The sequence below is a fragment of the Micromonospora sp. BRA006-A genome, from assembly GCF_033433935.1.
Classification (GTDB): Bacteria; Actinomycetota; Actinomycetes; order Mycobacteriales; family Micromonosporaceae; genus Micromonospora; species Micromonospora aurantiaca.
Genome location: NZ_JANCLW010000001.1, coordinates 723,343 through 749,436 on the forward strand (window position 1 = coordinate 723,343; position 26,094 = coordinate 749,436).

General features: G+C 67.0%; 23 protein-coding genes and 1 pseudogene. 19 read left to right on the forward strand and 5 right to left on the reverse strand.

The features are described from left to right. Window positions 1-9 precede the first annotated feature (9 nt). The 7 genes from NMK34_RS03595 (at window position 10) to NMK34_RS03625 (ending at window position 10,734) form a co-directional block, all read left to right on the forward strand. A complete protein-coding gene (locus NMK34_RS03595; protein ID WP_318332191.1) occupies window positions 10-870 on the forward strand; it encodes a class I SAM-dependent methyltransferase in 861 nt (286 codons plus the stop codon). Between the two features lie 70 nt (window positions 871-940). After that, complete coding sequence (locus NMK34_RS03600) at window positions 941-1,372, forward strand: ester cyclase (protein WP_318332192.1); 432 nt, start codon at window positions 941-943, stop codon at window positions 1,370-1,372. 169 nt (window positions 1,373-1,541) lie between these two features. Further along, the gene (locus NMK34_RS03605) at window positions 1,542-2,156 is read left to right on the forward strand and encodes a hypothetical protein (RefSeq protein ID WP_318332193.1); all 615 of its coding nucleotides are present in this window, start codon (window positions 1,542-1,544) and stop codon (window positions 2,154-2,156) included. Window positions 2,157-2,415: 259 nt separating this feature from the next. After that, window positions 2,416-2,577, forward strand: coding sequence for a hypothetical protein (locus NMK34_RS03610; protein ID WP_318332194.1), 162 nt, complete (start codon window positions 2,416-2,418; stop codon window positions 2,575-2,577). After that, on the forward strand, window positions 2,574-2,852 hold the full coding sequence (locus NMK34_RS03615) for a hypothetical protein (protein ID WP_318332195.1): 279 nt from the start codon (window positions 2,574-2,576) through the stop codon (window positions 2,850-2,852). The genes NMK34_RS03610 and NMK34_RS03615 overlap by 4 nt, the downstream gene beginning before the upstream one ends. A gap of 225 nt (window positions 2,853-3,077) precedes the next feature. After that, entirely contained in the window at window positions 3,078-9,659 is a 6,582-nt protein-coding gene (locus NMK34_RS03620) for an FG-GAP-like repeat-containing protein (protein ID WP_318332196.1), read from the forward strand. Window positions 9,660-9,912: 253 nt separating this feature from the next. Then, a complete protein-coding gene (locus NMK34_RS03625) occupies window positions 9,913-10,734 on the forward strand; it encodes an SAM-dependent methyltransferase (protein WP_318332197.1) in 822 nt (273 codons plus the stop codon). 454 nt (window positions 10,735-11,188) lie between these two features. On the opposite strand, the gene NMK34_RS03630 is transcribed toward NMK34_RS03625, so the two are convergent. Further along, window positions 11,189-13,726: a hypothetical protein gene (locus NMK34_RS03630; protein WP_318332198.1), complete on the reverse strand. Its 2,538-nt coding sequence runs from the start codon at window positions 13,724-13,726 to the stop codon at window positions 11,189-11,191. Between the two features lie 691 nt (window positions 13,727-14,417). On the opposite strand from NMK34_RS03630, the gene NMK34_RS03635 reads away from it, so the two are divergent. Continuing rightward, window positions 14,418-14,996, forward strand: coding sequence for a hypothetical protein (locus tag NMK34_RS03635; RefSeq protein ID WP_318332199.1), 579 nt, complete (start codon window positions 14,418-14,420; stop codon window positions 14,994-14,996). Between the two features lie 159 nt (window positions 14,997-15,155). Beyond that, on the forward strand, window positions 15,156-16,421 hold the full coding sequence (locus NMK34_RS03640) for an IS701 family transposase (protein ID WP_318336263.1): 1,266 nt from the start codon (window positions 15,156-15,158) through the stop codon (window positions 16,419-16,421). 28 nt (window positions 16,422-16,449) lie between these two features. Here the strand turns inward: NMK34_RS03640 and NMK34_RS03645 are convergent, their stop codons facing one another. Beyond that, window positions 16,450-16,689: a hypothetical protein gene (locus tag NMK34_RS03645; protein WP_318332200.1), complete on the reverse strand. Its 240-nt coding sequence runs from the start codon at window positions 16,687-16,689 to the stop codon at window positions 16,450-16,452. An 815-nt stretch (window positions 16,690-17,504) separates the two neighbouring features. Here NMK34_RS03645 and NMK34_RS03650 point away from each other — a divergent pair. Together NMK34_RS03650 and NMK34_RS30885 are read left to right on the forward strand one after the other, a co-directional pair. Continuing rightward, window positions 17,505-18,530 (forward strand): DNA adenine methylase, encoded by a 1,026-nt coding sequence (locus NMK34_RS03650; protein WP_318332201.1) that lies wholly within the window; start codon window positions 17,505-17,507, stop codon window positions 18,528-18,530. Between the two features lie 299 nt (window positions 18,531-18,829). Continuing rightward, window positions 18,830-19,279, forward strand: coding sequence for an HNH endonuclease (locus NMK34_RS30885; RefSeq protein ID WP_412098941.1), 450 nt, complete (start codon window positions 18,830-18,832; stop codon window positions 19,277-19,279). Here NMK34_RS30885 and NMK34_RS03655 read toward each other — a convergent pair. The 3 genes from NMK34_RS03655 to NMK34_RS03665 form a co-directional block, all read right to left on the reverse strand. Further along, the gene (locus NMK34_RS03655; RefSeq protein WP_318332202.1) at window positions 19,266-19,805 is read right to left on the reverse strand and encodes a hypothetical protein; all 540 of its coding nucleotides are present in this window, start codon (window positions 19,803-19,805) and stop codon (window positions 19,266-19,268) included. The two genes, NMK34_RS30885 and NMK34_RS03655, sit on opposite strands and share 14 nt — an antisense overlap. A gap of 954 nt (window positions 19,806-20,759) precedes the next feature. After that, window positions 20,760-21,407: a 2'-5' RNA ligase family protein gene (locus NMK34_RS03660; RefSeq protein ID WP_318332203.1), complete on the reverse strand. Its 648-nt coding sequence runs from the start codon at window positions 21,405-21,407 to the stop codon at window positions 20,760-20,762. A gap of 9 nt (window positions 21,408-21,416) precedes the next feature. Next, window positions 21,417-22,202, reverse strand: a complete 786-nt coding sequence (locus NMK34_RS03665; protein WP_318332204.1) for a GntR family transcriptional regulator — start codon at window positions 22,200-22,202, stop codon at window positions 21,417-21,419. A 208-nt stretch (window positions 22,203-22,410) separates the two neighbouring features. Between NMK34_RS03665 and NMK34_RS03670 the strand changes: the two genes are divergently transcribed. From NMK34_RS03670 to NMK34_RS03705, 8 genes and pseudogenes are all read left to right on the forward strand, one after another. Then, window positions 22,411-22,809, forward strand: a complete 399-nt coding sequence (locus NMK34_RS03670; protein ID WP_013477439.1) for a hypothetical protein — start codon at window positions 22,411-22,413, stop codon at window positions 22,807-22,809. Then, the gene (locus NMK34_RS03675; RefSeq protein ID WP_184680286.1) at window positions 22,809-23,018 is read left to right on the forward strand and encodes a hypothetical protein; all 210 of its coding nucleotides are present in this window, start codon (window positions 22,809-22,811) and stop codon (window positions 23,016-23,018) included. Before NMK34_RS03670 ends, NMK34_RS03675 begins: the two co-directional genes overlap by 1 nt. Before the next feature lie 95 nt (window positions 23,019-23,113). After that, window positions 23,114-23,287, forward strand: a complete 174-nt coding sequence (locus NMK34_RS03680) for a hypothetical protein (protein ID WP_318332205.1) — start codon at window positions 23,114-23,116, stop codon at window positions 23,285-23,287. Next, window positions 23,287-24,930 (forward strand): FtsK/SpoIIIE domain-containing protein, encoded by a 1,644-nt coding sequence (locus tag NMK34_RS03685; protein WP_318336264.1) that lies wholly within the window; start codon window positions 23,287-23,289, stop codon window positions 24,928-24,930. Before NMK34_RS03680 ends, NMK34_RS03685 begins: the two co-directional genes overlap by 1 nt. Further along, entirely contained in the window at window positions 24,927-25,244 is a 318-nt protein-coding gene (locus NMK34_RS03690) for a spread protein (protein WP_318332206.1), read from the forward strand. The genes NMK34_RS03685 and NMK34_RS03690 overlap by 4 nt, the downstream gene beginning before the upstream one ends. A 22-nt stretch (window positions 25,245-25,266) precedes the next feature. Then, a complete protein-coding gene (locus tag NMK34_RS03695) occupies window positions 25,267-25,455 on the forward strand; it encodes a hypothetical protein (protein ID WP_318332207.1) in 189 nt (62 codons plus the stop codon). Beyond that, window positions 25,452-25,712 carry a hypothetical protein gene (locus NMK34_RS03700; protein ID WP_318332208.1) on the forward strand — a complete coding sequence of 87 codons (261 nt, stop codon included), beginning with the start codon at window positions 25,452-25,454 and terminating at the stop codon, window positions 25,710-25,712. Before NMK34_RS03695 ends, NMK34_RS03700 begins: the two co-directional genes overlap by 4 nt. Next, window positions 25,697-26,094 (forward strand): annotated as a pseudogene (locus NMK34_RS03705) (hypothetical protein); the annotation flags it as partial. The gene NMK34_RS03700 and the pseudogene NMK34_RS03705, both read left to right, overlap by 16 nt.

The following is a 26,094-nucleotide window of genomic DNA, read 5'->3' on the forward strand; positions in this document are numbered from 1 at the left end:
GGATCTGCGATGCGTGATACCGACCACTTTCCCATCGACCCGTCCAACGCGAGCCAGGCCCGGGCCTGGGACGGCGCCGAAGGCGCCTACTGGGCTACCCACGCCGCGCAGTTCGAACGTGCGCCCGCCCGATACAACACCGAACTCCTCGGCGCAGCCCGCATCGACGACACGTCACGCGTCCTTGATGTCGGCTGCGGAACGGGCGACATCACCCGCGCCGCGGCACGCCTCGCCCCGGCCGGCATGGCGCACGGAGTGGACCTGTCGATCCGCATGATCGACGTCGCACGTCGGCGAGCCGACGAGGAAGGCCTGCGCAACACCACCTTCACCCAGGCCGACGCCCAGGTGCATCCCTTTGGCGCGGGCCGCTACGACATCGTCGTCAGCCGCACCGGCAGCATGTTCTTCGGGGACCCGGCCGAGGCGTTCGCCAACCTCGCCCGTGCCCTGCGCCCGCAAGGGCAACTCACCCTGCTGGTCTGGCAGGACCTGTCCCGTAACGAGTGGCTCGCCGCGGTGATGAACGCCCTGGCAGCGGGTCGACACATGCCCGCTCCGCCGGTCGAACAGCCCGGCCCCTTCTCCATGAGCGACCCCCGCCGAACGCACGAGTTGCTCAGCCGCAGCGGCTTCACCGCGATCGACATCGCCGACGTGCGGCACCCCATGTGGCTCGGTGACACCGCCGACGACGCCCACGACCTGATGTCCGGGCTGGCGGCCTGGATGCTCGACGGCCTGGACCCGACCCAACGAAACGCCGCACTCGACAACCTGCGTGCCGTCATGCGAGATCACCAAACCGCCGATGACGGCGTGCTCTTCGAGTCGGCGTGCTGGCTCATCAGCGCCACCCGGGCCTGACACCGCCGCAAACACAGCCCCAGCCCGGACGTCCCGGATCACGCTGGAAACCGTCTCAGGAGGACAACCCATGAACACCGCCGAATCCCTGGCACGAAGTGTGCTCGACGCCCTCAACTCCGGTGAGATCGACAAGATCGGCCCCCTCGTCGCCGAGGACTTCGTCGACCACGGGGCACCCCCCGGAGCGCCGCAGGGGCGGGCCGGCTACGTCCAGATCATGACCTTCGTCACGCAGACGCTGCGAATTCGCTACGAGCTGCACGACATCATCAGCGTCGGCGACAAGGTCGCCATCCGTGCCACCGCCCACGGCGTGCACGACACGGAGCAGTACGGCGTACCGCCGACCGGCAAGCCCTACACCATGCCCACCATGCACATGTACCGCGAGAAGGACGGACTCCTGCAGGAGCACTGGGGCGTGCGCGACGAGCTCGCCGTCCTGCGCCAGTTCGGCGTCGCCCCGTCCCCGGCACCGCCTAGCGGGCCGCAGTCCTAACCGGCCGTTATCCGAAGGGCACCCGACCTGCCACACCACAGGCCGGGTGCCCTTCTCCCACTGGGCTCTTGGGGGACCGCGATCCATGCTGCTCCGGCGAACGTACTGAAGGCGGGGACGACACGACGGCGCCCCAGCCGCTCATCAGAACAGCGAGGAAGACTGACAGATGCGATCTATTCTCAAGCGCCTTGGCGTGCTGGCTACCGCGACCGCCACGATCGGCGTGGCCATGAGCTGCCCGGCCGCGTCCGCGGCTGAGCCGGACCTCCCGCTCTACCCGTTCTCCCTCGGATCGGGCGCCGCCAACCCCCTGGCCCCGCAGATGCAGGCGGGGCCCGACATCTTCGGCAACCTGCACGCCAAGGTGGTGGTCGGGGTGGACAGCACGATCGGCAACCACCACGACGCGCCGCCCAACCAGACCTTCGTCGCCTTCGGGTTCTCCCCGGCACCGGGCAAGTTCGGCTATGCCATCTGCAGCGACAGCGTCAGCACGGGCTTCCTCCGGTTCAGCTGCCTCGACGTCGAGGGAGACTCGACCACCCCCTACGCCCGGATCGTTCTGCGGCCCTTCGACGCTACCGTCAGCCAGGCGTGGACGGTCCTCACCCCGCATCACGAGACCCCTCGGGTCAAGGCGCTGCGCAATATCGGCAGCGGCCTGGTCATCGACACCCTCAACCAGGATGCCGGCAAGTCCCTGGTGCAGCGCTCCTACGTCGACCGGCCGATCGGGGTGCCGAACTCGCAGGCGTGGTACGTCGACCGGGTCGACAACTGACACCCACGGCGCCCACGACACCCTGAAGGATCGGCAGTCAGCTTCCGGCGGCGGGGCGACGGACTCCGCCGCCGGGAGCTCGTCGAGAAAGAGACGGACGATGAGACAGTCCCACCGCTTGCGGGCCCTGGTGACCGCCGCAGTCATCAGCGCGGGCCTCACCGCGTGCGGCACGACCGCTCCCGCGGTGCCGCCGAGTGCGTCCGCGAGTCGCCCGCCTGCCGAAGGGCGATCCGCCGCACCCAGGATCCCCTCACCCGTGCTGACGGTCGGCCCGGCGACGCTGGCGCTGAGCCAGCATACGTTCCCGAAGGCCGACACCGGACTGACCGACATTCCGGGTGGCACCTTCGACATCGTCACCGTCAACGGCAGGACCGCTACCGGTTCGAAGAGGATGGCAATGACCCTCCACGGGTGAACTGCGCGGGCGACTGCCCGCTCACCTGGCCGCCGGTGCTCGTCGACAGTCAGAAGACCACTGCGGCACTCGGAATCGACTCCGCTCTCATCGGCACCGTGACCAGACCTGACGGTCACCGGCAGGTCACCTACAACGGATGGCCGCTCTACTGGTACTTCCAGGATCACGGCACGGGTGACGCCAGGGGCGAAGGACTGGGCAACAACTGGTCGACGGTCACCCGCGTCGGCAAGCCGGTCTTCAAGAAGCCCACGGTCGCTCGGAGACAGTAGCCACCCCGTTGCCACGTGGCCGCGACAGGCGCGCCATGTCCACGGATCCCGCACGGCGACGCACTCGACGCTGGCCACGGGCTGCTCGGCTGCGCGATCGACTGGTCCGCAGGTGAGTTGAGGGATCGCCCGGATAGACGCTAAAGGCGGATCCCAACAACCTGGAAGCGCATTCCACGGCTCAGCTTGCCCCTGTCGGCGGGCCGCATCAGGGAAGAGGACATCGTGAAACTGTTTGCGAGACGACGCGGGCTGGCGCGTGCGCGCCGGATGCTGAGCGTCGTCGCGGCTACGACCACCGTCGCGGTGGCCGTACCGGCTGGTGCATACGCCGGGCTGCCGCTACCGACAAGCGATCCCACCAAGGTGGACAACCCGACACCGACGGTCCCCGCCGGAAGCGGCGGAGTCGGAGGCATCGGAGGCAATGCCGCGGTCAGCGCCACTGGCGTCGCCCAGTACGAGATCCCGCTCAAGGTCATCCCCGGCCGGGGCGGATTCCAGCCGAAGCTGTCGCTCGAATACTCCAGCCAGGCCACCGACGGGCAACTCGGCGTCGGCTTCAGCCTCAGCGGGCTCTCCCAGATTTCCCTATGCCCGAAGACCATCGCCGTCGACCAACTCGCACAGGGCGTCCAAGCAGGCAGCGATGCCTTCTGCCTCAACGGACAGCGTCTCGTGTCCTACAGCGGCACCTACGGTGCGGACGGCGCCGAATACCGGACCGTGCCGGACATGAACGTCCGGGTCAAGTCGTTCCGCGAGGCGGGAACACCGGCCTCGGAACTCGGCCCCACCTCCTTCATGGTCTGGTGGCCTGATGGCACCGTCGAGAAGTACGGCGACGGGGACACCCGATCCCAGGTGCGACCAACATCCTCCACCACGGTGCTCAACACCGCCTGGCTGAAGTGGTGGGCCGAGGACCGCTCCGGTAACGCCGTCCACGTGACCTACGACCGGCGTACCGTCTCCTCCTCCAACCCTTCCGAGGTGGAGAGGTGGGTGACCGCCATCTCCTACGGCTACAACCGGAACAACAAGCTCGACCGGGTGATCTCCTTTGACTACGAGCCGCGACCGGACCCGAGCTTCGGATTCTTCCTGGGGCAGCCGCGAGAGAGCACCAAGCGGCTGAAGTCCGTCACCATGAGCCTCAAAGACGGCCGACGAGCCCGCAAATACACGATGTCGTACGACAACGGCGGCGTTTCCAAGGCCACGAAGCTCAGCGGCGTGCGGGAGTGCGGCATCACCGACTCCGACTGCCTGCGCGACACCACCCTGCAGTGGACCCCAGGCGCGGAAGGTTTTCTGCCGGGGGCCGAACAGACCACCCCGTTCGGCGCCGCGCTCGTCCCGCCCACCGCGGAAAGCCAGATCGTCGCCGCCGACTTCGACCGCGACGGCCGCACCGACCTCGCCTGGCCCGAGGCGACCAACTGGCAGTACGTCATGGCCAACGCCACCTCCACGAACCAGGTCTACTCGGCCAAAAAGGCCGGGCCGGCGAACCCCACCGGCGTCAGCGCCACGGCATGGCCGCTGGACTACGACGGGGACGGCCGCACGGACCTGCTACCCCGCGCCTTCCCGAAGGACCCCACCTGGAAGGTCCTCCTGACCCAACCCCTGGGGCAGACGGTCGTCTCCACCCCGTTCACGGGAGGCCTCAACCACAACGACCCGGACGCCGGCGCGCTGCCCGGCGACTTCGACGGCGACGGCTACCAGGACGTCATCGAATACGCCCGCCAGGGCAGCAGCAACCTGTGGACCTGGACGTGGCGCCGCAACACCGGCACCGTCGGTCCGCAGATCGGCAACACCGCACCCACCGACGACAAGGCGTTCACCGCGCCGCAGCCCATCTCCCTGCAGTCCGAGCAACCGGCGAGCGTCACCGTCGCGGCGATCGACGGCGACGGCCGCGACAAGCTGCTCTTCTCCCACGACGGACACCTCATCGCCATGGACGTCGCCAAGGGCACGACGGTCGACACGACGATCACGTCCAAGGTGCTGCAAATGGACAAGCAGTGGCTGGACCTCAACGGTGACGGCCTGATCGACCTGGTCACCAACGGCAACGCCAACGGCGTGAAGGGGCCCGACCTGTACTACTGGCTCAACACGGGTCGGGGACTCACCCAGCCGACCAACTCCGGCGTGACCGCGACCGCACACGCCTTCGCGAACGCCACCGTCGTCGACTACGACGGCGACGGCCGCCGCGACCTGCTCGTCCCGCGTCTCGCCGACGGCGCCCAGTTTCAACCCCTGTACACCGGCCTAGACGTCATCCGCGCCAGGACGCTCGCCGCCGCCACCGTCGTGATGAGCCGAACGAAGACAACAGTCGAGTTCACGGCCATGTCCACCAACGACTACGACCGGCAGGGCCCCCGCGCCATCGACGCGAACGGCGACGGCCTCACCGACATCCTGCTGGTGGAACGTCCACCTCTGGGAACCACCGGCTCCCCGGTGATGAAACTGTTCCTGCACCGCACCGCCGGCGGCGCCGGCGGCGACCGCGACGACCTGCTGTGGCGAATCTACGAAGGCGACCAGCACCCGACGCAGACCCAGCTTCCACCGACGGTCGAGTTCACCTACGCCCCCCTGACCGACTCCGCCATCTACGCCAAACAAGCCTGCACCCGCCTGACCGGTTTTGCCTGCCTCTCCGGCGGCAGCACCTACGTGGTCGCCCAGGTGCGCCGCGACGCTGGTGTGGACAACCACACCCAGATGGTGTCGAACTACTCCTACAGCGATGGGCGAACCAGTCGGTACCGCCGCACCACCACCGGCTTCGCCGAACAAAAGATCACTACTTTCCCCACCAGCGACACCAGCCGCACCGTCATCGAGCGGTCCTTCTACAGCAACTCGATCCACTGGAACTCGCCCCGGCTGGACCAGCGATGGACGATCCGCAACCTGCCCGGCGGCCGACAGTCCCTGGAACAGACCATCAACAACTGGGCCACCCGTAAGACCGGTAGCAGCTCCCAACTGTTCTTCGACTACGTGGGCACCTCCACCCACAACACCTACGAGTTCCCCAAGATCGCCAACCTGGGCACCATCACCACCGAGGACTTCTACCTACTCGGCAAGCAACCCTTCACCAAGGCCACCACGGTGGTCACCGGCATGGACGCGTACGGCAACCCCGCGACCACCCAGACGACCTCCGTCTCGATCGACAAGGTGCAGGCCGACCGGGTCACCGTCACCCGCACAGCGGACATCGATGCCGCGAACTGGCTGATCAGACGGCCGAAGAAGGTGGTCACCACCAGCCAGGTCATCGACCCGTCCACCGGAACGTGGGGCCCGGCGCAGACCCGCACCACCGCGTACACCTACGAGGCGGACACCGGAAAACTCGACACCGCGACCTCCTACGCCAGCGACGCCGCGCCAGGCCGCCGACTGCGGACAGCCTTCGACTACGACGCCGGCAACATCATCCGACGCACCGACTACGACCTCGGCACCGGCGCGGCCCGCGAGGCCACTTTCGCCTACGACGGCCTCGGATACCCGCACGCCGCCCAGAACGGCCGGGGACAGACCTCCTACACCGGTTTCGACCCGGTGCTCGCCGTGCCGAAGGTCACCGTCGATGTCAACGGTCTTCGTACCGACCTGACCTTTGACACCCTGGGCCGGCTGGTCAAGACGACAGCACCGACCGGCGCCGAGCAGACCTGGAGCTACGGCCAGGAGCAGATCAACGGCGAGTACCTGCGGAGCGTGGAGCACCGCGACGGCACCGGCGCCGTCACCCGAGCCATCGTCGACCGGCTGGGCCGCCCGGTGATCGAACGGGTCAAGGGCTTCGACACCACCATGCGCGAGAAGACGACCACCTACCGGCCGGAAGGACCGGTCGCCTCCCGCACCACGCTCCACCCCGTGGGCACCCCGGCGACACAGATCGACAAGATCACCTACGACTACGACGACGCCGGCCGGATGACCCAGGCCCGCGAACCTGACACCACCGCGGCGCGCACCTGGTCCTACGACGCGCTGACCGCGACCTACACCGACACCCGCGGCCACCGGCACCGCACCACGCTCGACCACGACGGCCGAGTCGTGCGCCAGGTCGACGAGGACGGCACCGCCACGCCACCGACCCGCACCTACGGGTACGGACCGTTCGGCAACCTCACCAGCACCCGTGACACCGCCACCGCCGCGAGCGAGTCCCGCTACACCTACGACGACCAGGGCGCCCTGCTCTCCCGCACCGACGGCGAACGCGGCACGGCCACCTACACCTACACCGCGTTCGGACAGCTCTCCTCCGCCACCGACGCGAACAACCGGCTCACCACGTTCACCTACGACGTGCTCGGTCGGGAGACCGCCCGGACCACGACCAGGAACGGCACCATCACCTCCACCACGACCCGCACCTGGGACACCTCCCAGGGACGCACCACCCTCGGCGCGTTGATGCAGGTCACGTTCGACGACCGGACCAACGACGCGGTCGCCGGAGTGGTGAGCACCGACTACACCTACGACCCGTTCGGCCGGATCAGCCAGGTGAGCCAGACCCAGCCCGACGGTGGCACGAAAACCGCGTCGGAGACGCTCACGGCCGGCTACGGCTTCGACTCGTACGGGCGGCTCACCAGCGTGCGGTACCCGAAGCTGGCCGGGCAGGCTGAAGGTGTCAAGGTCGACTACGTCTACGGCCCCGCCGCGAGCAGCAACGGCCGGCTGGCCACCGTTCGGGTCGGGACCGAACTGCTCTGGACCGCCAAGAGCACCGACGGCCAGGACCGGCTCACCGCCGAGGAATCCGGCGACGGCGTCGCCACCACCCAGACGTTCGACTGGGCCGGTCGACTCCTCACCACCACGTCGGCGACAGCCCCCTCCGACGTCAACCCCAACGCGACCCTGTTCTCCGAGGGCTACACCTACGACGACGAGGGGAACCTGAAGAGCCGCAGCCAGCAGGCCGTGGCCGAGAAATTCACCTACGACGCTCTCGATCACCTGAGCACCGCCACGACGTCGAACACCACCACCGGCGCGGTCTACCAGACCGACAGCTGGACCTACGACAAGCTCGGCAACCTCACCACCAGCGAACTGCGCGGCGACTACACCTACGGAGACCCCAAGAAGCCCACACAGGTCACGAAGGTCACCGGCGGCCTCTTCGGCACGCGTGCCTACGGCTACGACGCGGTCGGGAACCAGACCGCCCGCCCGGACGGCACGATCGCCTACAACGACATCGACCTGCCCACCCGCGTCACCTCGCGCGGCACGGCCACCGACCTGCGCTACGACGGCAACGGCGACCGCATCCGCAAGGCGGGCCCGGCAACGGTCGTCAGCTACCTGCCCGGCCTGTATGAGCGCCACCAGAACGGTACGAACACCGAGCACCGGCTGCTCGTGTCCGCCGCCGGTCGCACCGTGGCCACCCTCATCTACCGGGAGGCCGCCGACGTCGTGGCCACGAGGCAGGAAACCCTCTACCCGCACACCGACCACCTGGGGTCGCCGAGACTGATCACGAAGGACCGCCACACCTCCGACAGCGGCCACCAGGCCACCGTAGTCGAGACGCGCAGCTACGACGCCTTCGGCAAACTGCGCAACCCTGACCTCACCCACGGCGACGACCAGTACTCCACCGGCGTGCAGAGCCGGACGCTTGACGACGGCTTCACCGGCCACGACGAGGACGACGAGTTCGGCCTGGTCAACATGCGAGCCCGGCTCTACGACCCGACCCTCGGCCGGTTCACCACGCCCGATCCGGTGGTCACCGGAGCGAACGCGACCCAGGCGTACAACCGCTACACCTACGTGTCCGGTAACCCGCTGCGCTACACCGACCCCACCGGCCACATCGAGTGCGACGGTGGTAGCCACTGTGTCACCCCCACGCCCACCTGTGCCCAGGACCCGTGGATGTGCGGGGGCAGCGGACCCGCCCCGGAGACGGACCCCTGCCAGGAGCCGGGTGCCTTCTGCGCCGACCCGGTGACCGTCTGGGGCCCTCCCACGGCCCACGATCCGCAGGATGACGTAACCGCTCCCGGGGCTGGTGATCCCGATCCCCACGCCGGCACCGGAAGTTCGGACCCCGACCACTGCCGGGGACACGTCTGCCGGGACGGCGGAGACGACGAATCCGACTGCGCGCCGCTGTGCCGGGACAGCTTCGTCTACCAGGCACCGGCGTCCACGCCCAAGCAGGCCAACGTCGTCACCCCCACCGCATCGGAAGGCAACGGCGCCGAATCCGACGCCGTCAGGGGCAGCAACGACGGCTCACAGACCTGCACCTGCGGTACCGCCGGCGCCGCCGGTGCCGGCAGCTTCGACGGCATCGGCGGTGAGGACGGTGCCGGCGGCGCGCCCGGAGACTGGGGCCGCAGCAACCCCGTCATTCCCGCGTTCGTCTACGGCGGCCTTGCTCCGCACGGTGGGGAGGCAGTCGTCTTCGTCGGTTGGGACGACAAGAGTCAGATCTACTGGGGGACCCTCCTGGCAGGCACTGGTTCTGCCGAAGCCAAGGGCTGGGGATCTCCGGGAGGCAAACCGCCTGCGGGGCACTTCGGGGGCGGCGTCGAGTGGACGAGCAGCGACGGCTGGTCCCCGGTTGGTCTGGGGGAGATCGAACTCTCTTTCACCAAGGGCCTGAGCCTATCCCACGGAAATATCTGGAGCAGTCACGGTACCTCGAAGTACGTGGGAATTAACGTCGGCGAGCTGACCTTCGGGCTTGGCATCGACGTGGAGTGTGAACACTGACCGGATCGGCAGGTAATGCGCGGGCCGCCAATGAGCGATTCTGCTGCCGCCGCCCTACCCGGACGTGACGAAAAGTCCGGGAGGGCATCCAATGCGGGCCGACCAAGAAACCTCGAAGTGAGAACCGAGCATCACCTCCCGTACGTACGCTTCGGGGAGTCGGCGTGGGCGCGACCGGACCTCAACGGTCCGGTCGCGGACCATGGTCTCGCCCCCCGGATCTCACATCTCCCACGAGCAACGAAGAGGACACATGACCGATCGCACCAACAAAGACCTTTTGACGCACGCGTCGTTCCCGCGAGCCTCCCGCTACCACCCGGAATGGCTGACGAACAGCGTCAGTGGGGGCGCGAACTCTCTCTGGATGGCCGAGTGGCTCAGCGACGTTGTCGACTTGCGACCGGGAATGCGCGTGCTCGACCTGGGCTGCGGTCGCGGCGCGTCCTCGATCTTCCTCGCCCGGGAGTTCGGCGTGCAGGTCTGGGCGGCTGACCTGTGGTTCGGTGCCGACGACCGGCAGCAGCGGGTGCGCGAAGCCGGCCTCGACGATCAGGTCTTTCCGGTGCACTGCGACGCTCGGGCGCTGCCCTTCGCCCGGGACTTCTTCGACGCGGTGGTGAGCATCGACTCCTACGTCTACTACGGCACGGACGATCTCTACCTCAGCTACCTGCTGCGTCTGCTGAAGCCGGGCGGCACCCTCGGGATCGCCGGCGCCGGTCTCGTGCAGGAGATCGACGGCGCGGTCCCGGAGCACCTGCGGAACTGGTGGGAGCCGAACCTGGCCTGCCTGCACTCCGCCCAGTGGTGGCGCAGGCACTGGGAGCGGACCGGGCTGGTCGAGGTGACCTCAGCCGACACCATGCCCGACGGCTGGCAGCGCTGGCTCGACTGGCAGCACGCAGTGGCACCGCACAACACCCCCGAGATCGAGGCCTTGAAGGCGGATGAGGGTCGCTACCTGGGCTACGTCCGCGCCACGGCCCGGCGGGGCGACCACCCACTCGATGACCCGATCACGGTCATCCCGACGGAGTACGTCTCCGTCCCCATGCTCAGGGAAGCCGGCTGAGCACAGGAGTCCGGCGAGGGCCGGCCGAGAGCGTCGATCGCTCCCGGCCGGCCCTCGGTCCTGTTGGAGGGAGGGCCGTGATCTCCCGCAGACACACCGCCCAGCCGAGCCGACGGGGCGCCGAGCCGGAAGCGCGCGTAGTGCAGGTCAACCACGAGCGCGCAGCGACTGTCGGCCCGGACCGGCATCCCGCCGCCGCGACTGATGCCGGTGGCGGTACGCGCGGCTTGAGGTCGACGAGCTGCCCGAGTTTCGGTAGGGACGGCGCGATCGTCGAGGTGGGGCCGCGCCGGGTGAGGCCAAGATCCGGGGGTCGGAACTGGTCGACAACCGTCTTACCCGGCCCTGCGGCCCCCTCGGTGCCGGGAGGCCCGCCCCGAGTGCAGGCATCAGGGCGGGCACGGCTTCGGCGCCGCGGTGACGTCAGAGGTTGACCCACCGCGGCACCGATCGGCTACCGACCGCCTGCCGTGCCCGCTCTCGCCTCGGCAGACAGTCCCTGCCCACCCTGGCACTGGGCAGCCGTGAGGCCAGGTGCCAGCGAATCCGGTGGAACGGGCCCATAGCCGTCCCAGGCCGGATCGACGTGGGTCGCGGGATCCGTGAAGTAGGCCAGGGCCTTCTGCTGAGCCTCGGCCTGGGTGTTGGCCTGGAAGCTGGCGTACTGCCACCAGTAGCCTCCGGCGCCGTTGGGAAGCGGCGGGGCGGGTGGGATCCGCCACCAGGACGCGCAGAACGTGAAGGTCTGATCCTGGCACTTGCCAGCCACCGGCGCGATCTCGGGGGTCAGCGTCCAGCCGGAGGGACCGTACTGCTCCTTGGCGAACTGCTGGGCCTGCGCCAAGGCGCCACTCTGATCGACGTCCGGAGCCGGAAGGTATCCATCCGGTACGGCAGGGCCGCTGAGACAGAAGACGAACCAGTTGACGGGAGGCGGGGCCGGCGGTACCCACGGATCACCCGGGCCGGGCGGCGCGGGAATCGGCTTGCCGTCGCCGTCGAGTGGGACCTCGGTCGTGCTCTTCGGCACATACGACAGGCCGTAGCGGTCTTTCCAGACCATCCCGTAGCCGTTGGCGGGTTCAGTCTCGTACACCAGCTCGTAGAGCGCGTGTGGTCTCTGGGGATCGTGGCTGCTGACCTCGAACAGCTTCGTCAACCCGCCGTCCGACACCGTGGTGACCTGCTCCTGCGAGGTCTTCGCTGCGGGCAGCAGTCGCATAGCGGAGGTCGTGAACGTCGCAGAGTCGATCTCCAGTGACGAGGCGGTGATGTACCGAACGGAGTCCTGGGACGAACTGCGGAACATCATGTGCAAGACAGCCCTGCCGTCACTGGCGGTGCTCAGCGCCAGGGAAGGGGCGTCTTCGAGTACGAAGTTGGTTCCGGGCACGACGCGCCAGTTCGCGGAGCCGCCGAAGGAATCCCGGACGTAGTAATGCGTGAGGTTGTTGCCGTGATTCTGCGCGACGACCACGAGGCGGTTCTCGAAGACCGCCAGCCCCGGAGCCCTCGTCGTGTTGAACCCAGGAAGATGGATCACCTCGGTGCGGTTGACGAGGTCACCCGAAGCACCGATGACCGGGTTCTTCCAGATCAGACTGTGGTCGGCTCCGGCGGCCACGATGTGAACCGTGCCGTTCCACACCACCATTGAGGGACCGCTGTAGAAAAGCCCCTGACCGCCGGCTTCTCCCGCGACGATCTCCTTCCAGTCCGCCTTCCAGGTGCGGCTGGGAAGGTTGTAAACCTGGAAGTACAGCTTGTGGTCCGGGCCGACGACGGTGACGTACACATCGTTCGCGTAGCGGACCGCGGACGGCGGATACGGCGTTGTGGCCGGAGCTGCGGCGGAGCCGCCGAGCTTGCCCGGCACCGGTGCCCATCCGAAGGTCGGCCAGGTCGTCGTCGAGTCCCCCAGGGTGGCGTAAAGTCTGCCGTCTGTTCGCCGGCGGGCGATCAGGAGGCTGCTCCCCGAACCGATCGGGGCTGCCGATACGCCCGCGCTGCCCGCCTGGGTTTCCCAGGAGCCCTCGTTCAGGCCGGTACCGGCGGGCAGGCTGGCTACCCAGTCCGGTCCCGACGGGGTGGGTCGGAAGTACGTCGACGGCACACTGCCGGGGACGGTCACGAAACTGTCGGAGTATCCCTCGGCGGCGGTGAGGCTGTCTGCGCCGGCAGCCGGCTTCATCGCCGTGACCCCCACTGCGCCATCCATGCCGATCACGTAGACATGGGTGTTGGGTGACACGTTCGACGACGACACGGATGGAAACGACGAATCGAGTTGGTTCTTCGCGACCCTGTGCCAGTTGCCCCACACTCCCGACGCGCCCATGTTCACGTAGTAGGGCTCCTCACCCTCCGGAGTGAGCTGAGTCGACACGAGGGTGAGGGTGTCAGGGCCGGCAAGAGCAACAGATGGAGCCGTTCTCGCATCACTGTTGCCGGGGACGTACCGCCAGCTCGCGGGTGACGACTGGTCGAGGTCACTGTACTCGAGGAAACCGGTATCGTTCAGATAAGTCATTCGAAAGACCCTGACGACCCCATGGAAGAATTCCGCCGAAAGGTCGAACTGGCCGCCGAAACTACTCGGGGCGAACTGCTTCCACGGGTAACTCTGCGCACCGCTGGAGCTCTGCCGCATTGCCTGGATGCCTAACGAGGCATCGTTCGCAACGATAGTGTACGACGTGCTGTCGGAGGCGATTGCCGGGCCGTGGGTGAATTTGAGTTTCGCCGGGTTGCTAGGTTCCGACCAGGTCGAGAAGGAGCCGGATGAGGGCTGATACTGAATGGTCCTCAGTTTGCCTGACGGGTCGACGGCAGCCAGCAGAACCTTATCGCCCAACCCCGTTCCCGACAATGACCGCAACGCGGGTCGATAACCGGTAAGCACGTTCCCGGGAATCTCCCTCCACCCCGCGGAATCCCATCCCCCCTTGCCGCCGGTCGTAAAGAGCAGCCGATTGTCGCTGGTTCGTGCCACCACGAGATCCCTGCCCGTCTGCCCTGCTAGCGGTGCCGAAACGGCATCCAGGGCACCGCCCGCAGGTAGCGACCCGCCATCGGTGGGCACTGTCGACCCAGTCGCCTCATCGGGTATCTGAGCAGCCATTGCAACGTCACTCACCGACTGTGGCGGATGAACAACGCTGGCACTGCTCATCAGCATCACAAATCCAAGCAGCGGCAGTATTAACCGCCGACTCGCCGTTGGCGCGGGCCGATGTTTAAGCCGTCTCATCGCGCCCTGGTTGCGGGCTCTGCCTAGCACCTTCTGCATTCCTTCCGATCGTCTCGTCATGACCTTATTCAGCAAGATGAGGTCGAGGATGTAGTGCCTGCCAACTCGCCTCGGGGGGTTCTGTCGGGCAGTGCCCCTGCCGGGGTGCGCCCGTTGACACCGGCGAATCACACCCACGCCGGGTAACGCTCTGACCGCAGAAAACTTCTGGCGCGCGTGCGAACACCTCTGACGATCGAGCAGACCTGTGGAAGCGCCCCCGGGAGTGCGGGTACCCGCGCATTCTCGCGCCTCGGCGTAGCGCGAGGTATCCGGCAATGCACCCAATGCGGGGGAGGCCGACGGTCGAGATTGAGGGAAACGACTGACACGGGGGACCCACGCGCAGCAGTAGCATGCCCTGCGACGTTCAAGGTCTATCCGAGGGAAGAAAATGAAGCGACTGATTCTCGCTATCGCTTCCATGCTGGCCGTTTCGATGCTCGCGGGCTCAACGCAGGTGATGGCGGCCCCTGACGCGCCCGACATGTTCGGGGCGATCCACCCCCCGCCCTTGCCGAACGTTCAGAAATGCTTCCAAGCGGTCAGCGGCAGCGATCTCCAGGTATTCATTGATGGCTGCAAGACGAAGCTAAATCCGCCGGGGTTCCCGGCGATGTATTTCAGTGGCGGATTCGGCCTGCGTACTCTCACCGCCTTCGACCAGAGCAAGTTCCAGGGCATCTACGTCGAAGACGCCAGAATGTTCGGGCGCATCGTGGGCACCGAAATCGTTGTATACGAAGACTGCATGAACGAGTGGCAGGAGGAGGACGGCGGATTCTGGTGGCCCGCCGCAGAGGAATTCAACACCGCCCATCAGTGGCCCTGCCTCTTCAAGCACACCAATTCCCAAGACGATGACTGGGACTTCGAGATGTATCTCACCTACCGTCGGATCCTGTACCCAGGACCGCACCTTGCCGCCCCCGAGACGCTCAAGCTGACGGTCAAGAACGCCGACGGACCCTAGTACGGCAGCCGCCGTTTGAGATCTTGCTGGTGAACCGGGGTGGACGCGAGGCGGCCACCGCGTGATCGTCTGTACGTTGTGGACATAACTTCAGATCTGGCGGTGGCCGCGTGCCATAGCGTAGCGGTTGGCCGGTGGGAGCGGGTGCTGGCCGAGGTGCTGGGCTGTTTCGCGGGCCGGTTCGGTCGGGTGGAACCGCGCCGTGCGGCCGGACAGTTCGTGACAGGACTGCTGGCTGACCTTGAGGTCAAGACGTGTTGGCAGTTGGCCGAGCAGGCCGGGCATGCCCGGCCGGATGCGATGCAGCGACTGTTGTACCGGGCGGTGTGGGACGCCGACGCCGTGCGTGACGACCTGCGGCAGTTGATCGTCGAGCGGTTCGGCGTCCCGGATGCGGTCCTGGCCGTCGACGAGACCGGCGATCTGAAGAAGGGGATGCACACGGTCGGGGTGCAACGCCAGTACACCGGCACGGCCGGGCGGATCGAGAACAGTCAGGTTGGGGTGTTCCTGGGCTACGCCAGCGCCGACGGGCACACCCTGATCGACCGGCGGGTGTATCTGCCAGCGTCGTGGACCGACGACCGCGACCGGTGTGCTGCGGCCGGGGTACCCGACGACATCGAGTTCGCCACCAAGCCGGAGTTGGCCGCCGACATGATCACCGAGGCCCTGAGCGCCGGGGTGCCAGCCGGGTGGGTGGCCGCGGACGAGGCTTACGGCAACAGCGCCGCCTTCCGCGCTGGCCTGCGCGAACACGAGATCGGCTACGTCCTTGCGGTGTCCCGCAGCCACCTGGTTCCCCTCGACGGCGGCAAAACCCGCGTTCGCGCCGACCAGATCGCCGCTGACCTACCCGCCTCGGCATGGCAGCGCCGCTGCGCCGGCCCCGGATCCAAGGGACCGCGTTTCTACGACTGGGCCTGGCTCGACGACGTGTGCACCGACGCCGACCCCGACGACGGCGGCCGGCACAGCCTCCTGATCCGCCGCAACATCACCACCGGTGAGCTGGCCTTCTACCGCTGCTGGACCCCGAGACCGGCCACCCTCGCCCAACTCGTGCGGGTCGCCGGGATCCGCTGGAGCATCGAGGAGAGCTTCCAGGCCGCCAAGAGCCAGGTCGGCCTGGACCAGCACCAGGTCCGCCGCTGGGACTCCTGGCACCGGTTCACCACCCTCGCCCTGGCCGCCCTCGCCGTGCTGACAATCAGCGCCGCTGACTCCGCCCACGACGAGCCCACCGACACGGGACTGATCAAGCTGACCGTCAACGAGGTTCGCCGCCTGATCAACGCCTGCCTCATCCGCCCGATCACCGACCTCGCCCATCGTTTGCACTGGTCAGGCTGGCGGCGACGGCATCAAGCCCGCGCCCGACGAGCCCACTACACACGCCGCCTCAACCTCGAACTTCAGCCATGATCCCGAACGGCGGCTGCCGTACTAGCCGTCATTCCGGATCATCGACCCAATCCATGCTGGGATCCTCTTCGTCGGGCGACGTTGCGATCACCTGGTCCCACGCGTTGACGATGGCTGCGGCCTGCCGCTCGCTACAGGCCAAGCCACTGAGCAGGACGTTGTTCTGGTAGTCGAGGATCTCGAAGCGCCATCGTTCGAGATCCGGCCGGTGTTCCAGCGTTGCCCAGAAGTGGCCGGAGAGATCGCTGGGGAATACCTCGTCTGCCACGTATCGCTTCTCTCCCTCAAGCCCATCTCCGCAATGAGTTCGCACATCGTGCAACGGGCCCTGCTCGGCTCCGCCCGGACTCGCGGTGGAGGTGGGCGGCCCCATCTCTGTCGAGGATGCCCGCCGGAGGCATCGGATCCGGTCCTTGGCGCAGGGTGATGGAGCTGCTCGGGCACTCCACGGACCGGATGACGGCCGACACCTACGGGCACGCCCTGCCGGCGCGGGCTCGTCAAGGCTGCCTCGGCCATCGATCGGGTGCTGGGCGAGGAGGGGACGGCTTGACCCCTTGGCTGTACTCGGGATCGAGATCAACCGGGGAAAGTGCTGGTGGAGCCCAGGGGACTCGAACCCCTAACCCCTGCCTTGCAAAGATCAAGACTACTGTCGGCCGGAGCCGGTCCTTGCCGCTGACCTGCTCGCAGTGTCGACTTCCGCCGACCTCAGGCGTCGTCCGTCGGTCGGCTTGGCTGTACGGATGGCTGTACAGCCACCTGCTGGTCCGCAGCCTGGGTAATGCGACCTCCTTTGCCCCTCCCCGACATCGGACAGCTCCTGGTCGCCGCGTGGTGGCTTCTGTGGCTCGATCGGTTGCTGTACTTCGCTGCACGACCGCATAAGGCGCCGGGCGTCGCCCCGCCGGCTTCATGCCTTGTGGCAACGGGCCTTTTTCAGTGCCACCGAGCGGCCTGATCCACCCACATCGGCCGGTGCCGTCCGTGATCGACCTCCACGCGTGCGTCCGCAGCCCCGGCCCTCGCTCGTCATGGAACTTCTCAAAACAGCCTCATCTATCGAGAGGATCTATCGCCTTCATGCAGACCGAGTTGACGCGCCATGTGCCCTGCGGGCCGGAGGTAGGGTTCAAAGCTTCGTGCGGCACAATGTTCACCATGACGACGGCCCCGATTGCTCCCCGAAGGCTACCTACGCTCGACGCTGTGCCCCATGCGATTCCCTATCAGGGCAGCAAGCGGCAGTTGGCCCATGCCATTATCCCTCTACTTCCTCAAGACACGGGCCAGTTGATTGAGCCCTTTGCCGGCTCGGCCGCCGTCTCGATCGCAGCCGCGTACCTGGCAATACCGAAGACCGTGGTAATCAGTGACATCAACGAGCCATTGATGACCTTGTGGCAGCGCATTCTGGTAGATCCGGCGGGTTTGGCAGACGATTACGAAAGCATGTGGAAGGCACAGCTCTCCGACCCGCGGCAGTACTTCGAAGAGGTTCGCTCTAAGTTTAACGCGACGCACGAGCCACATTTTCTCTTGTACCTTCTCGCCCGGTGCGTTAAGGCAGCCGTGCGATACAACCGCGACGGGAACTTCAACCAAGGCGCAGATCACAGGCGTTTGGGCGCCAAGCCAGTCACTATGAGGGCACGGCTTTTGGCGACATCAAATACCCTAGTTGGCGCGACAGCAATTACCCGGGACTATACGGACGCTCTGGAAAGCGCGAGTAGTGGCGACGTTGTGTACATGGACCCACCTTACGAGGGCGTATCAAATACCAGAGATAATCGATACATGGCTGGGCTCTCTCGCGAGAGTTTCGTTGCCAGTTTGCGCAACGCAATTGATCGCGACATCTCGTTCATCCTGTCATATGATGGCACCACTGGCACGAAGTCGTATGGAAAGCCCTTGACTGAGGCACTGGACTTGATGCATCTCCATCTTTATGCAGGAAAGTCGTCCCAAGCTACCCTAAGCGGCAAAACTGCGCATACCGTGGAATCTCTCTACTTGTCGCCGGCGCTCGTCTCGAGGCTAGGTGGTATCGCTGAGGTAACGGCGCGGCTCCTTCCAGTGGAGGCAGAAACACCGCTGCCCTGAGCGCCACGTGCCGCTGGGAGGGGCTAGAGTCTCCGTCCATGTCAAGCCCTTACCCAGAGGACTTCGAGGCTTGGGTCCGAAGTCGGCCGTTCAGCCTGAGAGCCAAGAAGGCCGTTGAACGAATGCTCAGCCAAGGCTACGTAACAACCGCAGACCTAAACGAGATGGGCTATGACCACCCTCCGCGAGCGATCGGCGATATCAAGGATGCCGGTGTGCACGTCGCGAAGACGATGGTAGTCATTGGCGGCCGCCGAATGGCACGGTATGAACTCGTCCCTACAGTTGGCGATGCCACTATGGTTGGGAGACGAGCGCTCCCTAAGGCATTCAAGGAGAGCCTGTGCGCGCAGTGGTCTTACCGCTGTGCCGTCTGCAACGGAAGATTCACTACAAGGGAGTTGCAGGCAGATCATCGGGTTCCGTACCGAGTGTCCGGGGAGGCATTAGAGCTTGCCCCGGAGGACTTTATGCCCCTATGCCCCTCCTGCAACAGGGCGAAGTCATGGGCCTGCGAAAACTGCCCGAACTGGGACCGCCGCATTCCTTCCGAATGTCAAACGTGCCTCTGGGGCTCCCCGCAGCAATACCTGCACGTCGCCACGATTCCAGAGAGGCGTCTGCACCTGAGCTGGTCCGGAAATGATGAAGTTGACGACTTCGAGAAGCTATCTGCTCGTGCTCGCGCGGAAGAGGCGACAGTGGCAGAGTTGGCGAAGCGCCTCATCAGGAACCCTAAGGGCGAGTAACGGGTAACTGCCTCTCCTCGCGCTGTTCTGCAAGGGCCATGTACGCGTCTACCGCGCCCTGCAGGGACGTGACTTCCCGCGAAATTCTCTTGTCGAGAACCTGATAGTCATGCTCATTTAGGGGAACGAACCCCGCACGGAGCCGCAAGTGCCACGCTCCATGGAAGGCATCTAGCTCCGGCACCAGCGGCCCGAGGTTCACCATTTGAGACGGAGGCAGTAATTGTCGGATCTCGACGCTACAGCCCATACCGAAACTGTTGCCAGCAAAAGCTATGGGCTTGTCAAGCCGAATAACGGGGCTCGTAACTCCTACCTCCGCGATAAGCCCGGACTTCCCGCCGAAAGGCAGGCCACGGAAACAACGGCTCGTCACGTAGAGGAAGAGTGGGGAACCGAGGTCTAGGCTCGCCAAAGCCCTCTTCTGACGGACGTTGAACGCCATGCGGCCCTCGCTCAGCACCCAGGCGAGGGCCCTGACGTCGCTGAGGACAGCTATATGCGCGGCAGGCGACGGAGTCGACACCTCGATAGTCTACGAGGCTGCGTCCGCAGTTGCCTGCTGAGACTCGTGCGCTCAACTGTGCCGAACGCAGCTAGCTTGCCATCTCGTCTGCCGCCGACCCACACATCGTGGAGCGGGCCAGGGCCAGGGTGACAAGGTGGAGCGCCCTACCGGACGTACGACCTTGTCACCCTGGCCCTGGTCTGCTCGGCTTGCCTGGGTCGGTGGCTGGCGGGATGGCATCCACCTCAACCACTCTCTACCGGAACCGTTCGGCAACTCCATCTCGGAGTCGTCTGGCCCCCGCCGGAGGCACAGCTCTAACCCTGCCCTCTCCCTCACCCCACCACCCCCACACCCACCTCCACCCCTTCCTCACCCTGGGCCTGAGCGACCGTGCGGAACCGTTCGGCAACTTCGTCCGCCGCGGTTGGCCTGCCGGATCTCGTGCTGCTTCGCAATCGTCGGAACCGGGTGGAAGTGTGTCCGCATGGCCCTGGTCGTCCTTAGGGACTCGTCACGGGGTCACCTCACTGACCCAGTTGTGACGCGCGGGGCGGGGCGTGGGGTTCGGGCCGGCTGATTTTCCGCCCCGGCGCCCTTGCGCCGGGGCGGCGGCTCCGTAGGAGCCGTTTGCCGCGCCCCGGCCCGCGCCGCGCGGAGCGCGCTTGATCTAGTACAGGCCAATTCGGCAACAGACCACGGACAGTGCGCCGAGTCGACCGAGCCGGAACGGCGCAAGCCCACGACGGCTGTCGTCATCCGGAGCGACACCGGGAACTAACGGGCTCGCCACGCGCGTGACTGCTCGTTGTTCTCACCGGCTCGCGCTTGGTCGCTCAAAACCTTTTTGCACCGCTGACGCCTGGATCGCCTCACCACCGGCCTTTGCGAACTCGACCTACCGAATCCCCTTCCTCCAACACAGCCGGAGGGCGGCTCCCTCAGAAGCCGCCCTCCGCTCTGCTGCCTGCACTACGCCAGTGGCAGTGCCTCGACGGTCCGCCACTCGTACATCTGTTGATCGCGGTGCATCTCGATCAGGTCGACATGGGTGATGGTCACACGGGCCTGCTCGACCTTCGCGCGGTTGACCGCCTCGATGTAGGGCGCTGACGATCCGTCCGCGGTGAGGTAGGCGACGCTGACGTGAGGGCGGAACTTGTCGGCGCTCTCGGGCACCTGCTCTTCACCGAACACGCGACCAAGCGCAGTCCGCGTTAGCTGCCTCAATTCCTGTACCGGCTCCGGCGGGTTGGCGGGCATGACGATGGCTTCGTCCGCGACGATCACGGACCCGAACTCCACCTCAAACGCCGGAACAGCGGCCAGTAGGTTCCGGGCCTCCTCCGCGAGCTGGCTGAGGGCAGCCGGTTGAATCTCGTCGGTGAAGCCGATGCCCTGCATGGTGAGATGCAGCCACTGGTCCGGTATCAGGGTCAGGCTAGGCATCTCGGCCAGAGCGGTCCGGTACGCGCCAGCCACGTCGTGCAGAGCCGGTTGGCTCTCGAAGGTGATGTGGAAGGCGAAGAAGCGCCGTCCGACGTGCCAGCCAGGCCGCCACCACCAGTGGTTGCGCACCTGCTCGGCGTTCTGGCCAGGCGGAAGGTCAGCGAGGGACACCTAGCCTCCTCAAACTTCGGACGGGGCGACAGGTTCGGCCGGTTCCGGCTCTACCTCGTACTCGTCGATCACGACGATGCGATCCGCTGGCCACACGGACTCGGAGACTTCCAGCAGGGAGCCGTCTTCCGCTCGGGCGACGTGGATCACCTGCATGACCGGGGCTCCCGTCGGCAGCTCCAACGCTGCTGCCTCTTCGGCGGTGGGAAGCCGAGAAAACCAGTGATCGCGGGCGGTGGTGTAGCGCTTACCGCTCAGCTCTTCAATGCAAAGAAACAGGGCCTTCGGCACCACCTTGGGCTCTTCGAGGTAAGTGCCGCCGGCGACCTCGGTGAGGATGTAGCTTGCCCCGATCTCCTCAGGCCGACCGGTCTCGCGGTCGAAGAGGTGCCGACGACGAACCACTACCTCTGTGCCGGCTGGCACATCCATCGCTGCGGCGATCTCACCTGCGACCGGTGCCCGGCCAGCAAACACGATCTCGTGACGCAGGTGAGCAGTGAGCAGCTTCTGATCGCTCCTGGCCCGGCCGTACCGGTGCCGGGAGCGGCGTTGGAGACGCCGACTTTCGCGCACGAACGTGCCGACACCGTGTCGGGACTCGATCAATCCTTCTGCGCGAAGAACGCCGATGGCGTTACGCAGCGTGATCGGACTGACTCGGAAGCGCTCGGCTAATGCCGTCTCGGCCGGCAGGCGTTCGCCTGCCTTGATCTGGCCGTCGCGGATACTCCGCCGCAGCTCTGCTGCGATCTGTAGATATTTGGGCGCTCTTGCGCCCAGGTCGTCGGTCATCGCCGTCCTAACTCGGTCGGTCCTCTCAAGGACAACCCCTCTACCTCACTGTACGTGCGCTCGCCGCCTAGCGCATCGGCCCTTCTGGCGGCACGCGCGAAACCGAGTCCTGTAGAGGACTTGTGTGGGTCAGGCCGCTCCGCTACGGTCCTCTATAGGTCTACATGAGTAGACGAAGCGTTCCCGACGCGCGTGGAGGTATAGAGCGATGGCTCTTCGTGGTGGTACTCGGTTCTCGGTTCCGTTCGAGGCGGTGTTTCCGCATGGTGCGGTGTTCGTGCCGGACTCGATTGCGGAGGCGCAGGACTTCAACGAGGCGACTCGTCAGCGGACGCCGGCGAAGGACAAGGTGACGGGGCAGCGGGTGTGGCAGTGCCGGGTGATGGACATGGACCCGGAGTTGGGGTCGCGGTCGCGTGAGGTGGCGATCAAGATCCTGGCCGATCACCAGCCGGTGCCGCCGGTGGGTCCGTTCCAGCCGGTGGAGTTCGAGGGCCTGACGGTCACCCCGTACGTGGGCAGCAACGGGCGGCTGGCGTTCTCCTACCGGGCCACCGGTCTGGTGGCGCCGAAGACCCTGGCCGAGACGCGCGGGAAGGCCGCGTGATGGCGGGGCTGCACATGACGGCGAACGTGCACGTGAAGCCGGAGACGGAGCTGTCGTTCTCGCTGTACCCGACGCAGGGTCGGGTGGCGGTGCAGATCGGTGGGGTCGGTGGTGACGTGACCTTGTTCCTGCCGGGCAGCGAGATCGACCGGTTGGCCGGTGTGCTGGCTGACGCGCGTGAGTCCCTGTCGGCCGTGACGGCGGCCTGATTCCTGTTGGTGGCGCGGGGCGGTCCTGGCCCTAGGAAAGCTCGACCGCCCCGCTGCCCTCTCAAACCCTCTCGGCCTGGAAGGGCAGGTTCATCATGCCTGTTGTCCTGGACTGGACGCACGGTGCGGGTGCCGGTGAGCCGGTCCCGTGTGTCATCTGCGGTAAGCCCGCGATCTGCCGGAGTCCGGCGGGCAAGCCGGTGCACAAGGTCTGCGCGGAGACCTGGATCGAGCAGCGCACCGCCAACGGCCGTCAGGCGGTGGCGTGATGGTGCGGGCGCCGCTGGTCAACTTCCGCCGGTTCCAGATCTCGGCTCCGTGGCCGCTGGTCTGGACCGTCACGGCCCTGTTCCTGCTGTTCCGCCTTCTGGCCGCCGTGGTGCGCCTCGGTCTGTTCACGCTGCGGCACTGGCGGGCCTGGCCGGGTGTCGCCCTGGTCCTGCTCGCTGTCGACACCTACCGCACGCACGGCTGGTGGCCTCACGCCCTGGTCGCCGTCGTCCTCGCCGCTACTGGTGGCGTGTGGTGGTGGCGTGGCCGGGACTCGTTCCACCGCCTGATCGTGCTGCGGGCCGTCTCCGTCTGGCGGCGGTTGTGGGTGTATCGGCGGCAGTGGCACGAGGTGATGTCGCTGTGCGGGCTGGTGAAGAAGTACGACGGCGGTGAAGTCGTGCCGCAGTTGCTGTCGGTGCGCTGCTCCTACGCCACGGACGAGCTGGTGCTGCGGATGCCGAAGGGCCAGAACCCCGAGGTGTGGCACAAGGCGGCGCGGGATCTGGCGTATTCGTTCGGTACCCGGCACTGCCGGGTGTTCTCCACCCGCCGCCACCCGGTCCCGCACCGCACCGGACGCCTCGCGGGCCTGTTGCGGCTGATCGACCGGGTGCGGTTCCGCGACCGGCCCCGGCATGTGTGGCTGGTGTTCATCCGCCGTGACCCGCTGACCCGCATCGTGGCCCCGCTGCCCGTGCCGGCCCGTCCGGACTTCACCGCCCTCCCGCTGGGTCTGCGGGAAGACCTGGCCGTCTACTGCTTCCGGCTCCTCGCCACCCATGTGCTCATCGGCGGCGCGACCCGGATGGGCAAGGGCTCGGTCATCTGGTCCCTGCTCCGCGCTCTGGCGGCGGGGATCAGGTCGGGGTTGGTGCGGGTGTGGGCGATCGACCCGAAGGGCGGCATGGAACTGGCGATCGGCCGGCCGTTGTTCTCCCGCTACGTCGATGACGACTGGTCCCGCATGGCGGACCTGCTCGAAGACGCCGTGGCCCGGATGCGCGCCCGTCAGCAGATCCTGCGCGGGAAGGCCCGGGTGCACACCCCGACGGTGGATGAGCCGCTGATCGTCGTCGTCATCGATGAGATCGCCGCGCTCCTGGCCTACCTGCCGGACTCCGAGATCCGTACCCGGATCACGCAGGCGCTCGGGTTGCTGCTGTCGCAGGGTGCCGGGCTCGGCGTCCTGGTCGTCGCCGCCACCCAGGACCCCCGCAAGGAAGTCGTCTCCGTGCGCGACCTGTTCCCCACCCGCATCGCCCTGGGCCTGACCGAACGGGGCCACGTCGACCTCCTGCTCGGGGACGGCGCCCGCGACCGCGGCGCTCTCGCGGATCAGATCCCGCTGTCCGGCAAGGGCGTGGCCTACGTGCTGCTCGACGGGCAGCCCGAACCCGCCCGGGTCCGCTTCTCCTACCTCGCCGATGACGTGATCCGCGACCTGGCCGCCACGTTCCCCGCTCCGCCGGAGACGCAGCCGGAGCCCGTCGTCCAGCCGGCGGCGCCCAAGCCCCGCGCCAGCAATGGGCGCCACACCTACCGACCCACGCCACCGAAGCAGGGCGCGCCGCTGCTGCCGCCGTCGCTGCTCAACGCCTTGGACCTCAACGGCACCACGAACGGGAGTGACCCGCGATGACCCACCACGACATTCCCGACGGCGCTGCGGTGCGGATGCCGTACGCCGACGAGCCCGACGAGCAGGAGCAGATCCCGGAGCCGCGGCGGTTCTACCGGCTGCGCGCCCCGCACATCGACAAGGCATCCGTTCCGGTCACGGTCCGGGTTACCCCCGACGCCGACCTCTACATCGCCGTAGGTGCCGGCCGTCGACGGATGTACCTGACCCCGTCGGAGGCGTGGGCGCTGTGGCGCTGCCTCTCGGAAGCCGTCGCCTCTACGGGCGAGCCGCCGGAGTGGATCCGCGTGCACGTCAACCCCACCACCCGCTGACCCCGCCTGCTTGGAGCCCGTGATGCGTACCCGTCGCCTCAACCGCCGGCCGATCCGCCGGACCTGCCTCGACCTGCTCCACACCGACCCCGACCAGACCTGCCCCTACTGCGCCCCCGACACCGCCGCCGCCGACGTGATCGCCGCGGCGCTGCGTCAGCACGCCGAGATCGCCGCCGAGGACGCCGAAGCGTGGGGGTGGGCCGCATGAGCACGCAGATCTGGTCGTGGCTCCTGATGGCCGTCGGCGTCACCGGCCTGTGGCTGGCCGGTAAGCGTTCCTGGACCGGCTGGGCCGTCGGCCTCGCCGCCCAAGGACTGTGGCTGGCCTACGCCATCGCTACCCGCCAGTGGGGCTTCCTCGCGTCCTGCTTCGTCTACGGGGCCGTCTACCTGCGCAACCTGCACGCCTGGCTCCACCCCACCCCGCCCGCTGAGCAGGAGGTGACCCGATGCGCCGCTTCCTGAACGCCGATGGCCTGGAGGCCGTCGCCCTGGTCCTCATCCTGCTCGTCGTCGCCGGAACCGCGGGGTGGGCGTCGTTCTCCCACGTCCACGACTGGACCATGCGCCACGTCCCGCCCGGCACCCCCGACGCCTTCGGCTGGGCCAACGCCGTCCTGTCCGACCTCGTACCCGTCGCCTGCCTGCTCGACATCCGCCGACGCCGACGCCACCGCCAACCCATCGGCTACCCCGTGTTCCTCATGCTCGCCTTCGCCTCCTTCTCCCTCGCCGCCCAACTCGCCGTCGCCGACGCAAGCCCGTCCGGGTGGCTGCTGTCCGCACTCCCCGCGCTGGCGTTCATGGCCCTCACGAAGCTCGTCTTCACCGGCACCCCCARCCCCAC